General features: G+C 63.6%; 11 protein-coding genes. 2 read left to right on the top strand and 9 right to left on the bottom strand.

The window, feature by feature from the left end:
• Nucleotides 1–23: 23 nt before the first annotated feature.
• The 8 genes from AC5FXY_RS09885 to AC5FXY_RS09850 all read right to left on the bottom strand — a co-directional run bounded on the left by AC5FXY_RS09885 (nt 24) and on the right by AC5FXY_RS09850 (nt 7,492).
• Complete coding sequence (locus tag AC5FXY_RS09885; RefSeq protein ID WP_493556505.1) at nt 24–803, bottom strand: class I SAM-dependent methyltransferase; 780 nt, start codon at nt 801–803, stop codon at nt 24–26.
• Nucleotides 796–1,830 (bottom strand): hypothetical protein, encoded by a 1,035-nt coding sequence (locus AC5FXY_RS09880; RefSeq protein WP_493556504.1) that lies wholly within the window; start codon nt 1,828–1,830, stop codon nt 796–798. Before AC5FXY_RS09880 ends, AC5FXY_RS09885 begins: the two co-directional genes overlap by 8 nt.
• A gap of 33 nt (nt 1,831–1,863) precedes the next feature.
• Nucleotides 1,864–2,370 carry a GbsR/MarR family transcriptional regulator gene (locus AC5FXY_RS09875; protein WP_493556503.1) on the bottom strand — a complete coding sequence of 169 codons (507 nt, stop codon included), beginning with the start codon at nt 2,368–2,370 and terminating at the stop codon, nt 1,864–1,866.
• A 152-nt stretch (nt 2,371–2,522) separates the two neighbouring features.
• Entirely contained in the window at nt 2,523–3,437 is a 915-nt protein-coding gene (locus tag AC5FXY_RS09870) for a TIGR01777 family oxidoreductase (RefSeq protein ID WP_493556502.1), read from the bottom strand.
• A 220-nt stretch (nt 3,438–3,657) separates the two neighbouring features.
• A complete protein-coding gene (locus tag AC5FXY_RS09865; RefSeq protein WP_493556501.1) occupies nt 3,658–5,130 on the bottom strand; it encodes a GH1 family beta-glucosidase in 1,473 nt (490 codons plus the stop codon).
• A 63-nt stretch (nt 5,131–5,193) separates the two neighbouring features.
• Complete coding sequence (locus AC5FXY_RS09860) at nt 5,194–6,246, bottom strand: glycosyltransferase family protein (protein WP_493556500.1); 1,053 nt, start codon at nt 6,244–6,246, stop codon at nt 5,194–5,196.
• 179 nt (nt 6,247–6,425) lie between these two features.
• Nucleotides 6,426–7,304 (bottom strand): UDP-2,3-diacylglucosamine diphosphatase, encoded by an 879-nt coding sequence (locus AC5FXY_RS09855; protein WP_493556499.1) that lies wholly within the window; start codon nt 7,302–7,304, stop codon nt 6,426–6,428.
• Entirely contained in the window at nt 7,301–7,492 is a 192-nt protein-coding gene (locus AC5FXY_RS09850; protein ID WP_493556498.1) for a hypothetical protein, read from the bottom strand. Before AC5FXY_RS09850 ends, AC5FXY_RS09855 begins: the two co-directional genes overlap by 4 nt.
• Nucleotides 7,493–7,698: 206 nt before the next feature.
• Here AC5FXY_RS09850 and AC5FXY_RS09845 point away from each other — a divergent pair, with 206 nt between their 5' ends.
• Nucleotides 7,699–9,420, top strand: coding sequence for a M28 family metallopeptidase (locus AC5FXY_RS09845; RefSeq protein ID WP_493556497.1), 1,722 nt, complete (start codon nt 7,699–7,701; stop codon nt 9,418–9,420).
• 79 nt (nt 9,421–9,499) lie between these two features.
• On the opposite strand, the gene AC5FXY_RS09840 is transcribed toward AC5FXY_RS09845, so the two are convergent.
• Nucleotides 9,500–12,100: a polynucleotide kinase-phosphatase gene (locus tag AC5FXY_RS09840; RefSeq protein ID WP_493556496.1), complete on the bottom strand. Its 2,601-nt coding sequence runs from the start codon at nt 12,098–12,100 to the stop codon at nt 9,500–9,502.
• A gap of 89 nt (nt 12,101–12,189) precedes the next feature.
• Here AC5FXY_RS09840 and AC5FXY_RS09835 point away from each other — a divergent pair, with 89 nt between their 5' ends.
• Nucleotides 12,190–13,725, top strand: a complete 1,536-nt coding sequence (locus AC5FXY_RS09835; RefSeq protein ID WP_493556495.1) for a hypothetical protein — start codon at nt 12,190–12,192, stop codon at nt 13,723–13,725.
• Nucleotides 13,726–13,781: the final 56 nt, after the last annotated feature.

Here is a 13,781-nt window from a genome sequence, read left to right as displayed (position 1 = left end):
ATTTTGGCCCTGTTGCCAGCGTATTACGCGCCGGTTATTGAATTGTAAACTGGCAATATTTCGTCGCCGGGCCACTCAGCCACCAGCGCTGTGGCGCAGCCCAGCAGCAAGGGTACCTGTCGTACCTGCTCAAAGCCCATCAGGTGAAACGCGCCTTCCACGGCATCGAGGTTGGCAAACGACTGCGCGTAAAACGGTAGGTAGCGGTGCATGGCCGCCTGCCCCCTTCCCAGCCGGGACAACAGCGGCAGCACCGCCCGCAGGTAGTGCCGAAAGCCTGCCCGGCGCCAGCCCTGGCGGGGCACCGTCAGCTCCAGCAGCACCACCGTCCCGCCTGGCCGCAGCAGCCGGCGCACCTCCCGAGCCAACTCTGTAAAACTGCCCACTTCTAGAGTTTTCAGCCCGAAGCCGCACACCACGGCATCGGCCGCGCCGCTGGGCAGCGGGGCTGCGGGGGCTGCGGCCCGGCGCTGCTCGGCCCGCGCCAGCATGGCCGGCGAAAAATCAACGGCGTGCAGCTCGGCATCGGGCCGGAGCCGGGGCTGCAGCGCCGCCCACATCTCACCGGTGCCCGTCATCAAATCCACCACGCAGCGCTGCGGCTGCTGGGGCAACAGGGCCGCGGCCTGACGGCGCCAGATGCGCGTCAGGCCCAACGAAAACAGCTCGTGCCAGCGGTAAGCGGCGGCTAGCTGATTGAACAAGGCCCGCACAAACGCGGGGCAGAACAACTCAGCCGCGGGCGCCAGATCGGCCGGGGTACGGCGGCGGGCGCGGGGCAGGGCCATTACGCGGCTACTCATGTTCGGCTTGGGTTTGGATGGCGGAAAGCACGCGGGCGTGCATATCATCGAGCAGGTAATCACTCCACAGCTGCCAGTAGGCCCGGGGTCCGATGCTGTGGCGGTACACGGTGCGGGCTTCCAGCAGGGTGCGGCCATCGGGCTGCGGCAGAAGCCGAAACGTGCCGCTTTCCACCTGAAAATAGCCGTGCAGGTGCGGCGCATGGATGCGCGGATACGGGCTCAGTTCCTTCATGGGAACGGGCGTATCGCGCACCGCAAAGCGCAGCTCCCGCCCCGGCCGCCACACCGTAATGGGCAGCGTAGCCGCGCCCTGCGAGTAGCGGCACTCCAGCACCCGCTGCCCCTGCGCATCGGTACCGATGGCGGTGCGCTGGGGGTACGCCACGCCGGCCCGGAACAGCCAGCCGACCTCGGCCGGATACGCCACCGGCTGCGTCAACACCCGCCAGATGCGCTCGGGCGAGGCCTGCACCAGCACGCGCGTGGTGACTTCGGTGGGCACGGCGGGCGCCGGGCGCTGTGCTTCGTATTGCTGCCCGGCGGGGTACAGCAGCACCACCACAGCCAGCACTGAGACCCGGCGCGTTTGCCCCAGTGCCGCGCCCAACAGCTGGCCAAACACCGAGCCGAGCAAGCCGAGCACCAACGAGAAAGGAGCAGCCATCAGCACACAGATAATGCCTTCCAGGGCCGAAAAGACGAGCAGCGCCAGGGTCGCCAGCATGGCCAGCACTACTGTGACCCAAAACGTGATGCCGTTGTTACTTCCTTCTTCCTTAGGGTTTAGCCAAGTGAAGGTGGTGCTGGCCACCATGCCGCAGATAAAGGGCGAAGCCACAAACAGCATGACGCCGTACTGCCCGAAGCCATTGGCCGAAAGCGCGGTGAGCAAAACGCCGAGCAGGGCCGTGGCGGCTACGGATAGGGTGACGCAGCCAAGCTGCGTGTGCAGCAGCCAGCGCCGGAAAGCTTGGGACGTAGTGTGCCCGTCGGCCGGATTTTCCGGCCGTTCATCGGTTTCCATGATGCAAGCGGGTAAGGTGTATGACGCGCCGTTCTACACGAACAGCTTCAAAAACTTGTCCCAAAACCAGTTGCGCTCGGCCTTCATCATCACCGTCAGCACGCGGTCGGCGCCGTCGGCGAGCTGCTGGATGTCGGTAAGCGTGCGGTTGAACTCGCGGTAGTTGGGGTCAGAGGCGTCGCCGGCGACGTGGGCCAGCTGATCCAGGCTGCGCTTCATGGCGTCCAGCTCGCGGCGCTTCCGCTCCCGGATGACGCAGCGCGTAACCTGCAGCATGTCCTTTTCGGCAACGAAAAACTCGCGCCGCTCGCCCGGCCGCAGCTCCTTGTAAACGAGGCCCCAATCGAGCAGCTCACGCACGTTCATGCTGGCATTACCGCGTGAGATCTGCAGCTGCGCCATGATGTCCTCGGTGCTCAGCGCCTCCGCCGATACCAGCAGCAGGGCGTGAATCTGGGCCATGGTGCGGTTGATGCCCCAGCTGGCGCCCGAGGTACCCCAGGTATGGATAAACTGCGCTTTGGCCTCTTCGAGGGTCATATATCTGGTGCTTAGTACTTGGGGTTGGGTGCCTGGGAAGAGCACAGATCCAGCGTAGACTTGGTAACGAGCTGGCGTTGGTCAGTGGAGCTGCAGTTTAGCTTGAGCCTTCAGCCGAAGCTTACAAGCGAATGGCGGGCAGTATCGAAGCCTTAGTGAAATATGCGGCGGAGCGAGCCGCGCAAGTGCGGAAAGTCGAAAGCAAACCCGTGCTGGCGCAGCACCTCGGAGGTGACGTAACGGCCCGTCAGCACCAGTTCGGGCTCGGTGCCCAGCAGCCAGGTGCCCACCCGAACCAGCGGCGCCCAGCCTGGCAGCCCGATGGGGGCCTTCACGGCCCGGCGCAGCTCGCGCATGAACTCGGCATTAGAAACCGGATTGGGCGCGGCGGCATTGACGACGCCCTGCACCGCAGGACGCTCCTCCAGCCAATCAATCAGCCGGCAAAAATCGATTTCATCCAGCCAGGTAATTCCCTGTGTACCACGCCAAATGGTGCCGCCTAGCCCCCACCGCGCCACCCGCACGAAGGGCTGCAACACGCCGCCGGGCAGGCCCAGTACTAAGCCGATGCGCAAGAATATTTTCCGTGTACGGGGAGTGTCGGCGGCAGCAAAGGCGGCCTCCCACTGCTGGCAGACTTCGGCTGAGAAGCCCGATCCGGGCGCGTTGTACTCGTTGACTTCCCGGTCGCCGGGGTCACCAAAAAAGGCAGCCGAACCGGCGTTGATCCACAAGGGCGGCGGGGTGGCGCAATGCTGCAAGGCCTCTCCCAGCACACGAGTGCTTTGCACTCGCGAATCCACTATTTCCCGCCGGTTTTCGGGGGTGTACCGGCAGTTGACGGAGCGGCCAGCCAGATTTATCAGTAGGCGGCTGCCCTCCAACTCCTGCGCCCACTCTCCCACGCTACGCCCATCCCAGCTCACGTAGCGCACATTGTCGTGCGGAGCACGCGCCGTGCGCGTCAGCACCACTAGCTCCACCGGCTGGTCGAGGTAATGCCGCATGAGGCACTGACCCAGAAAACCAGTTCCACCGGCGAGAATGATGCGTATGGGAGTCATAGCTAGAGGCGTTTCAGGCGGGCCAGGGTTAGCCCTGATCCTTGTTCGCCTCAAAGGTATCATAAGTTTCAATAATTATTGAAACTTATGATACCTTCTTCACACTGTACTGATTTACAGCATCAAATATTCACGATTGAGTTCTTAAAGGGGCAATAAATAGCCGCATTCAGCCTGCTGAGGTAAGCTGTAGGCAGCATCAAACACCCGGGTCAGAAACTCAGACGGATTGCTGAAGCGGAGAATTGCTGACGTTCAGAGCCGCAGTTTCACCGGTCGACAGGGACTGTCCCGCCAGAAAGTCCCCGTACCACCGCCCCGAGTCCTTTACGGTACGCTGCTGGCTTTCATAATCCACGTGCACCAGCCCGAAGCGCGGGCCGTAGCCTTCGGCCCACTCAAAATTGTCGGTAAAGGACCACACGAAATAGCCATCCACCGGCACTCCCTCTCGACGGGCCCGCAGCACTTGCCCGATGCAGGCCTGCAAAAACGCCATGCGCGCCGGATCAAACAGCCGGCCATTGGGAGTGAGTGCCTCGTCGGGGAAGGCCGAGCCGTTTTCAGTTACCAGCAGACGCGGCGCGTTCGGGTAGGCCGCAAACTGGTGCAGCATGTGGTGCAGGCTTTCGGGATACACCTCCCACCCCATCACGGTGTGCGGCACCCGGCGGCGGGCGGCCCCTACCAGCGTGGCCCACAGCAAAGGCACGAAAGGCGAATGGCGCACCACTTCGCGGGTGTAGTTCTGCACGCCCAAAAAATCGAAGTCAAAAGGCAAACGGGCCTCGTCGCCCGGCAGCATGTAGCGGTCCATCCAGCCGAGCAGGGGCAAATCAGCCACGGGGTAGCCGAGGCCAAGCGCGGGCTCCACAAACAGGCGGTTGAGCAGGGCATCGGCGCGGCGGGTGGCGCGTTCGTCACGGGGCAGGCCGGGGCGCCAGGGCGTCACCTGCGAGCAGGAAAAGGTGGTGCCGATGCGGGCCGTAGCGGGCAGCGCGGCGCGCAGGGCGCGGCCGCCTGCAGCCTGGGCCAGCGCGGCGTGATGGGTACTGCTCAGAAAGGAGCCAAGGCCCCGCCGGCCGGGCGCGTGAATGCCCAACATGTGCCCGGCACCTACGAACACCATCGGCTCGTTGAGCACCATCCAGTGCTGCACCCGGTCGCCGAGGCGGCGAGCCATCAGTTCGGCGTAATCGGTGAACCAGCCCACCACAGCGCGGTTTTGCCAGCCGCCACGCTGCTGCAAGGCCAGTGGCAGGTCCCAGTGATAGAGCGTGAGCCAAGGCGTGATGCCTCGCTCCAGACAGCCGTCGACAAGCCGGTCGTAAAAATCCAGGCCCTTCGGATTCACGGTGCCGGTGCCCGTGGGCAGCACCCGCGACCAAGCCACGGAAAAGCGGAAATTATCGATGGCCAGCTGCCGCATAAGGTCCAGATCCTGCGGCCAGCGGTGGTAGAAATTGGTGGCAACATCGGCATGCTCGCGGCGCTTGATCTTGCCCGGGCGCCGTACAAATGCGTCCCAGATGCTCGGCCCTTTGCCGTCGAGGTTCCAAGCCCCTTCGGTCTGGTACGCCGCCGCGGCTACGCCCCAGCGAAAATCGTCTCCAAAATCGGCCCGGCTAAAAGCGCTCGGGGTAGTGGCAGGAAAGAAAGCCGGCGGCAGGCTGGCGGCGAGGTAATCAGACATGCACGGGATAACGGCGGCAGCGGGCAGTGGTTGGCTGCCGGTACGGTTGGAAAGCTACCCTTCTTAGATGAGGGGCGCTAGTCGTTCTTTCTTGCTGTTGCTCCTCGGCCTGACGCCCGCCGGCAACTGCTCCAGCAGCAGCTGATCGATGACGGCGGCCGTTTCGTCGGGGTAATCCACCGGTACGGTGTGTCCATGGTGCAGCCAGTGGTCGAGGGTAGCCAGGTGCTTGTCTTTAAGGCTTTTTACCACCGGCACGCCCAAGTGCGCCAGCGCGGCGGCGTTGCACTGCTGCTCATACTGATTTTTCATGGGCACCACCAGCAGCTTCTTGCCAAGGAACAGGGCCTCGGCGGGTGTTTCGAACCCGGCGCCGCAGAGCACGCCGGCGCTGCGGCTGAGGCTGTCGAGAAAGGCGGCCCCGCTCACGGGGCGTACCAGCACATTGTCATGCTCCGATTCGGTGTGGCTATGCTTGCTGAACACTTCCCAGCGCGCCGAGCGGCTAAGGTAGCGCAGGCGCTTCACCAGCGTTTCCTCATCGAAAGCAGGCAGGTACACGGTGTAGTGGCCGTCATTCTGGGGCTGCAGCTGGCGCACCTGCTGGCGGATGACGGGCGTGCTGATGCCCGGCGCGTAGCGGTCGAAGTGAAAGCCGTATTGGGCGGTGCTGGGCGCGTAGTGACGCAGCACGCCGCGGCCCATCACGTCGGAGCTATCGGGGGCAGGGGCCGCGGGGTGCAGCACGGCGCTCTGGTGGCTTAGGGCTACACAGGGCACCTGCCGCAGCTTGCACGCCCACGCCGACACCGGCTCGAAGTCACTGATAACCAAATCGTAGTCCTGCACCGGCAGCTGGTTTACTTCCCGCATTAGCTTGGTCGACTTCAGCTGCCAGAACGTGCGCACGAAGTCTACCCCGCCCTTCTTGCCGAAGATAAACCCCATGCCGTGACAGCGGAAGCGCACCGGAAAAGGCAATGGCAGATCGGCGGGCGGGCCGCTCACCAGCACGTCGAGGCGGGTGGCGCGCTGCTGGAGCAAGGGTACCACATCGAGGGCGCGGCTGAGGTGGCCGTTGCCGGTGCCCTGAATGGCGTAGAGAATACGAGGCAAGATGAAAAGTGAATGTCGTTGAATAAACTTCCCTCCTCGGCTGAGGAAGGGGACGCCAAGCCACAGGCTTGGCTGGGGTGGTCGACAGCCCTTACTAATGTGGTTCTGATCGACCTTGAAAGCGCGTCGCGTCGAGCTTATCGAGACATAACGCTCTGAATCCTAATGGCTCCTCCGCCCTATCTGGCCCCGCTCAAGCGCATCTCCGCCAATAGCCCATCAAGTAAGGTGGCAGGCAGCGCATCGGCTGCTTGGTCCAACTCGTCGGGTTCGGGCTCAGCTTGGTTGTGCATACGCGCATCGTCTTGGTAGCGGTAGAGGAGCCAACCCGCATCGGTGGTGTATTCGAGAGCGGTGAGGTTCTCGACCCAGTCGCCGGAGTTCAGGTAGGTTACGCTGCCTTTTTCGGTGCCGATAGCCTTGATTTCGGGGCAGTGGATGTGCCCGACGGCCACGTACTGGTAGCCACTGTCGGCGGCGATGGTAGCGGCCGTTGTTTCGAAGTCGCTGACGAGGCTCACGGCGCTTTTCACGCGGTCCTTCACGATTTTGGACAAGGCCACGCGCGGGCGGCCCAGCCTCTGCAAGCCCCAGTTGACGAGGCGGTTGATAAGAATCAGCAGGTCGTAGCCTTCGGCGCCGAGTTTGGCCAGCCAGCGCGAATGGCGCATGGTCACGTCGAACACGTCGCCGTGGAACAGCCAGGTGCGGCCGTGGGGCAGGTCGAGCACCAGCTTGTTGTCAATGCTGAACGCGCCGAGGCGGGTGCCAGCGAATTTACGGAGCAGCTCGTCGTGGTTGCCGGTGAGGTAGTGGATGCGGGTGCCCTTGGCAGCCATGTGGGCCAGGTGGCGCACCACGCGCATGTGGGCCGCCGGCCAATAGCTTTTGCTAAACTGCCAGATATCCACGATGTCACCGTTGAGCACCAATACTTTGGGCTTAATGCTTTTGAGGTAGCGCAGCAGCTCCGGGGCGTGGCAGCCGTAGGTACCCAGGTGCACGTCGGAAATCACGGCCACGTCGAGGCGGCGGCGTTTGAGGCGGCGCTGCTTCATGCCGGGTGGGTTTTGAACCGTACGGGGCGGCTGGGCCACCACGTCTGGCGGCCGGCGCCGTGCAGGCCATGCTTCCACGCGGCCAGCGAGCCGGCGAGGTACGCTACCAGGAGGGCGAGTTGGAAAAGTCCGTAGCCAATCCGGCGCAGCCAGGCCGGAGAAGCCGATGCATCATGAATGCGTATCATATCAGGCCAGGGTTGCTCCAGGTCCGAAATTCGGCCGTAGCCATGACCTGATGATTACTTGCGGGTTATGCTTCCGTCATGGTTTGATGATGGGAAGGTTAAGGACATCTGCGCTTTGCTTTTCCTGGGATGCACGCTACCCACGCGCCACGTCTTCCGCTGACAACCATTACCTTGAACCACAACCTGCCAGACACCCCGTTCCCATGCTACCCACTCCTTCTTACCACCGCATGCTGCACCGCCTCGCTCCTCTCGGCCTTGTGGGCTTATTGCTGACCGGCTGCCAGACCCGGTCCACTACCGCCACTGAAGCTCCCACCACGGCAACCGCCGAAACCGTGCCCGCCGCAGCCCCAGCCGAAGCCATCAGTGCAGCCACCATTGGCCACTACCTGCAGGCCGTGGCTTCCGATGAAATGCTGGGCCGCAAGCCCTTTACCGAGGGCGAAGAACGCAGCACGCGCTACCTGGCCGAGCAGTTTCAGCGGCTCGGCCTGCAACCCGGCCCCGATGGCAGCTATTTCCAGCCAGTGCCGCTGGTGGAAATCACCGGTACGCCCGCAGCTAACATGCAAATCAAAGGCAAGGGCAAGAGCCTGAGCTTTCAGTACAAAACCGATTTCGTGGCCTTCACGCAGCGTGAGCAGCCGCAAGTGGCCCTTACTAACTCACCGTTGGTGTTTGCTGGCTACGGCGTGGTAGCGCCCGAGTACAATTGGAACGACTACGCCGGCCTCGACGTGAAGGGCAAAACCGTGGTAATCCTGGTAAACGACCCCGGCAACGCCGGCAACGACACCACCCTGTTTCGGGGCAAGGCCATGACGTACTACGGCCGCTGGACCTATAAATACGAGGAAGCTGCCCGCCAAGGGGCCGCCGGCGTGCTCATCGTGCACGACACCAAGCCGGCCGCTTACCCGTGGTCGGTGGTGCTGAGCGGGGCCATCAGCCCGAAGCTGCGCGCCCAGACAGCCAACAAAGGGGCTGATAAGTGCGCGATTGAGGGCTGGCTGTCATTAGATGCCGCCAAGCGCCTGTTTCAGGCCGCTGGCATGAATTACGACCAGCTCTACGCGGCCGCTAACAAGCCCGGCTTCCGCCCGCGCCCGCTCGGCGGTCTTACCGTGTCGGTCAGCATTCAGAACAAGCTCCGTCGCCAGTCCAGCAAAAACGTGCTGGCCGTTCTGCCCGGCACCACGCGCCCCGATGAATACATCGTCTACTCGGCCCACTGGGACCATTTCGGCGTAGGCAAAGCCATTGCCGGCGACTCCATCTACAACGGCGCGGTGGACGACGGCACCGGCCTGGCGGCCTTGCTCAGCATTGCCGAAGCGTTTCAGAAAGCTTCGCAGAAGCCCGGGCGCAGCATCGTATTTCTGGCCGTAACGGCCGAAGAGCAAGGCCTGCTGGGCTCGGCCTATTACGCCCAGCACCCGGTATTTCCGCTTAACAAGACCGTGGCCAACCTGAACATGGACATGCTCTGGCCCTACGGACCGATGAAAGACCTCACCGTTATCGGCTACGGCCAGTCGGAGCTAGAGGACTACGCCCGCGCTGCCGCCAAGGAACAGGACCGCTACCTCCTCCCCGACCAGACGCCCGAAACCGGCATGTTCTACCGCTCCGACCACTTCAACTTTGCTCACGTGGGCGTCCCCTCGCTCTACGCCAGCGGCGGCTACGAAAGCCGCACCCGCGGCAAGGAATACATTGCCGAGCAGCGCCAGAACTACACCACCAACATGTATCACAAGCCTGCCGACCAATTCGACCCGAGTTGGAATTTGATGGGCATTGCCCAGGACGCCGAACTGTATTACCGCGTGGGCCAGCGCCTGGCCAGTGAAACTACGTTTCCGCAGTGGCGGGCCGGCTCGGAGTTCCGGGCGGCGCGGGAGAAGAGCATGGGGCAGTAAAATGCCTGGTTGAAAACCGGAACGCCTGCATAGACGCGACATGTCGTGCCCTACGCAGGCGTTCCGGTTGTTAAGTTTGTTACAGCCGCGGGTCCACCGACTCGCTTTCCAGCGCCAGTACGCCAAACACGCACTGGTGCACCTCGCGTAGCGGCGCCTTCGCCACGAAGCGCTCCAGCCCTTCCACTCCCAGCGCAAATTCCCGCAGCGCGAGGCTGCGCTTGCTCTTGATGCCCCGCTCCCGCAGGCGCTCCAGGTTCTGGGGCAACAGGTAATCGGGGCCGTAAATGATGCGCAGGTACTCGCGGCCGCGGCACTTCAGGGCAGGCTGCACCACCCCGCGGCGGGTACGGGCAATAAAATCAAAGGGCTTGACCACCATGCCCTCGCCGCCACGCTCGGTAAGGTCGGTCCACCAGTTGATAGCCTCTTCCACGGCGGCGGGGTCTTGCAAGCTGACTACGCGGTAGTTGGTGGCCAGCAGCAGGCCGGGGTCGGCAGCGCATAGGGCGCGCAGCGTTTCCATATGCCACTGGTGGTCTTTATCGAAGTAGGTGCGGCCTTCGGTGGCGAGCAGGTGAAAGGGCGCCAAGCGCAGATCAGCCAACGAATGCACCGGCCAGCTGTAGCGGCGGTAGGCCTGGGCGTACTGCTCGGCGGCGGTGCGGCGGGCGGTGTAGTGACTCAGCAGGGCCTCGGAGCCATCGAGGCCGCGGGCTATGGCCAGCTCCAGCACCTGCTGTACTTGGGGCAGCGCGGCGGTGGCAGCGGCAGCCACGGCGGCGTACTGGTTCTTGATTAGCTCCTGTGCCTTCGCCGACCACGGCAGCAACTCGGCATCGAGGCACACCCAATCGGTGCTGAACTGCTCCCAAAAGCCGGCCGCGGTGAAGGCGTCGCGCACGCGGGTGAGGAAAGCCAGCTCCAGGTGGGGGTCGGTGAAAAAGTTGCGACCGGTGCGGGTGTAGCACTTGCCGAATCCCTCGCCCACTATCCCAAAGCGGCGGCGGGCGGCTTCTTCGTCGCGAGCCAATACCAGCACAGTGCGGGAGCCCATGTGCTTTTCCTCGCACACCACGCGCTCTACGCCCTGGCGCTTGTAATAGTCGAAAGCCTCGGCGGGGTGCTCCAGCAAATCGGGCAGCGCCGAAGTTTCCGAGGGGCTCATGGTGGGCGGCAGGTACAGCAGCCACTTCGGATTGAGAGCAAAGCGGCTCATCACCTCCAGGGCCGCAATGGCGTTTTCCTCCCGGATGGTCACCGAATGCGCCAGCTGGGTCCGGATCTGCTGCTTGCCGGTTACGTCGCGGATGTCCAGCAGCTCGTCGTGTTGCTGCTGAGCCGAAAGCTGGGCCGCATCCTCTGCCACTTGGGCATGGTGCAGCGGCCGGGCCGGCTCGCAGTACACCGCATGGGCCGGCACCGATACCAGCTCACGCTCGGGGTAGCGCAGGGCCGTGAGTTGCCCGCCAAACACGCAGCCGGTGTCGATATCGATGGTACCGTTGAGCCACTCGGGCTGGGGCACGGGCGTGTGACCGTACACCACCATGGCGCGGCCGCGGTACTCGGCGGCCCAGTTGTAGCGCACGGGCAGGCCGAATTCGTCGGTTTCGCCCGTGGTTTCACCGAACAAGGCGAAGGCGCGCACGGCGCCGGAGCCGCGGCCCTGCATTTCCTCGCGCATGCCGGCGTGGGCCACCACTAGGCGGCCGTCGTCGAGCACGTAGTGGCTGACGAGGCCGTCGATGAACTGCCGCACCTGGCTTTTGAAGGCTTCCGGTTCGGCGGCCAACTGCTCCAGCGTCTCGGCAAAGCCGTGTTTCACGGCCACGTTCTTGCCGTTGAGGTGGCGCAGCAGCTTGATGTCGTGGTTGCCGGGCACGCACAGCGCGGCTCCGCTGCGCACCATGCTCATCACCAGCCGCAATACTGGTGGTGAAGCCGGGCCGCGGTCGACCAAATCGCCCAAAAACAAAGCCCGGCGGCCTTCGGGTGGCGTAACGCGGATGCCCAGGTCGCGCACGTCCTGCACCGGTTCGTTTTCCACCCGGTAACCCAGTTCGGCCAACAGCTCCAACAGTTCCTGGTAGCAGCCGTGCACGTCGCCGATGATGTCGAAGGGGCCGTGGTCGAAGCGGCGGTTGCTGTAGAGCGGGTCGCGGTAGATGTCCTGCACCGCGTCAATTTCCTCCGGGCCGTGCAGGTGGTAGATCTGCCGAAAGCCCTCCTCGCGCAGCCGCTTCAGGCTCTTACGCAGCTGCTGGCGCTGCATGGGCAGCACGTGCCGGCCCATCTGCTGGCGGTCGGGCCGCAGGCGGTTGCGCTCAGCCGATACGTCTTCGGGTACATCCAGCACCACAGCCACGGGCAGGCAGTGATACTGCCGCGCCAGCTCCACCAAGGACTTGCGCGACTCCGGCTGCACGTTCGTGGCGTCTACCACCGTTAGCAGGCCGCGCTTCAGGCGCTTAGCCACGAGGTAGTGCAACAGGTCGAAGGCGTCGGGCGTGGCGGCCTGGTCGTTCTCGTCATCGGCCACGAGGGCGCGGCAGTGGTCGGAGGAAACGATTTCGGTGCTGCGAAACAGCCGCCGGGCAAAGGTGCTTTTGCCGGAGCCGGTGGTGCCGATGAGCAGGATAAGCGAGAGTTCGGGGACGCGAAGGGTGGTCAGGGGCATAGCGCAAAGATGCAGAGCCGCAGGTATCTTTACTGGTCCAATCAGCTTAAACAAAAGCCAGCGGCTGGCAAGGGCTCTGCTTTCACTCCATGAAATTACTTGTACTACCGGTTGCGCTGATGCTGAGCGCCCTCACCAGCGGCCACGCACAGAAGCTAACGGCCCAGGCAGCGCGGGTGGTTCAGCAAATCCAACAGGCCTCGCTGGAGCCCGGCAGTGCCCATATGGGCTACCGCGGGGTGGGCCAGCAAGACGAGTTGTTGAGGCAGCTGAGAGCGGCCACGTCGCAGGCGCAGCAGGTGGCGCTGAGCCGCCACCCCCACCCGGCCGTGAGCGGCTACGCCAGTTGGGCCCTCGCCGATGCCCGCTACCCGCGCCTCACGCAGTTGTTTGGCCAGTGGCTGCAGAATCCGCAAAGCCTGCACTTTGGCGCGGGCGCGGCAGCTGCCCCCACCGACCAAGATGCCTGGGGAGCCGCAGATTCCAATAGGAGCCGTTTACGCCAGAAGCAGGCTTCGTCGGAGGACCTCGCAACCGTGCTATACCGGCGGGTGTCGGCACGCGTGCAAGGCGCATCCATTGCCGACAGCGTGTTTTTCGCCCGCCAGCGCCGCGGCATGGATAGCCTGCTGTTACGCCGGGAGCCTGCGCACCCGCTTCTCTCTTTTGCTTTGGCCCACAATGCCGCCTACCCGCCCAACTACGCCGCCGTGCGTGCCGTGTGCCTCCGCGACTCCTCGGAGGAGGCCCTGGTGGCCCTGGCTCAGTACCGCAAAGCCACGGATGTAAGCCTGATTGCCGGGTTTGGTCCTCGGGCGTTCAGAGCGGTTTCCTGGTTTCCGCACCCGGAGTTTTGGCCGCTATTGGAACAACACGCCGGACGCGAAACCAATCGTGACTACTACCTGGCCCTAATTAGCTATCAGGATGCGCGCTCCGCTGCCCTGCTAAGCCAGCTGTGCCGCAGTCAGGCAGTTCCCGAAACCGTAGCCGAGTGCCTCACCGAGAAGTACGCCCCCGTGTACCAGGAAGTAATACTGGACCTCTGGGTGCGGCACAAGACAACCAGCCTGGCACTTACCGAGCGCCTCGCCCGGGACCGACCACAGGAAGCCGCGGCCGGCTTTACCCGGGGCCTCTTACAAGGAAGCTGGTACGGCAGCCCACCCGATTTTTACTTCAACGAGGAAATCATCCGGGCCATGCTGCAGCACCTCAAGCAGCAAAACAGCCCGCAGCTCGAGCAGGTGTGCGCCCAAAACATTGGCCGTACGGAGAACGGGCTCTTACAAACGTTTCTGGACTTTGCAGCCGAACACCGCTTGGCAGCTGCCCAGCCGGCCATACTGGAGAGACTGGCCAGCACCCGCCCTACTTATCATGATGCCGACGGCGTGTACCGCATCGAAAACGACGGCCAGCATATGTACATGCTGACCCGGGCGGCGCTAGCGTTCCAAAACTCCGCTATTCACGACCAAATCATCAGCAGCCTTACGGGCAAGCGCGCGGTGTGGGACACGGGCAACACCGGCGTCCGTATGAAGCAATTGCTCGCCGAACACGGACTTAAGCTGCCGGGGGCGCTGGTCCCAAGCCCCCGTAAGCCGAGTAGTCCCCGCTAAAGCAGAATAGCCCACTTCTGCCCGGATTATAGCCCCAGTGGTGCTCATGCTGGCTC

This window comes from Hymenobacter sp. FMD4 (assembly GCF_058932745.1).
Note: the sequence above shows the minus strand (reverse complement) of the source record. Positions and strands in the feature narration are given on the sequence as shown.

Coding starts and splice junctions, on each gene's coding strand:
- AC5FXY_RS09840 (WP_493556496.1), bottom strand. CDS start 12,100: ATGCCCCTGACCACCCTTCGCGTCCCCGAACTCTCGCTTATCCTGCTC.
- AC5FXY_RS09850 (WP_493556498.1), bottom strand. CDS start 7,492: ATGATACGCATTCATGATGCATCGGCTTCTCCGGCCTGGCTGCGCCGG.
- AC5FXY_RS09855 (WP_493556499.1), bottom strand. CDS start 7,304: ATGAAGCAGCGCCGCCTCAAACGCCGCCGCCTCGACGTGGCCGTGATT.
- AC5FXY_RS09885 (WP_493556505.1), bottom strand. CDS start 803: ATGAGTAGCCGCGTAATGGCCCTGCCCCGCGCCCGCCGCCGTACCCCG.
- AC5FXY_RS09870 (WP_493556502.1), bottom strand. CDS start 3,437: ATGACTCCCATACGCATCATTCTCGCCGGTGGAACTGGTTTTCTGGGT.
- AC5FXY_RS09835 (WP_493556495.1), top strand. CDS start 12,190: ATGAAATTACTTGTACTACCGGTTGCGCTGATGCTGAGCGCCCTCACC.
- AC5FXY_RS09875 (WP_493556503.1), bottom strand. CDS start 2,370: ATGACCCTCGAAGAGGCCAAAGCGCAGTTTATCCATACCTGGGGTACC.
- AC5FXY_RS09880 (WP_493556504.1), bottom strand. CDS start 1,830: ATGGAAACCGATGAACGGCCGGAAAATCCGGCCGACGGGCACACTACG.
- AC5FXY_RS09865 (WP_493556501.1), bottom strand. CDS start 5,130: ATGTCTGATTACCTCGCCGCCAGCCTGCCGCCGGCTTTCTTTCCTGCC.
- AC5FXY_RS09845 (WP_493556497.1), top strand. CDS start 7,699: ATGCTACCCACTCCTTCTTACCACCGCATGCTGCACCGCCTCGCTCCT.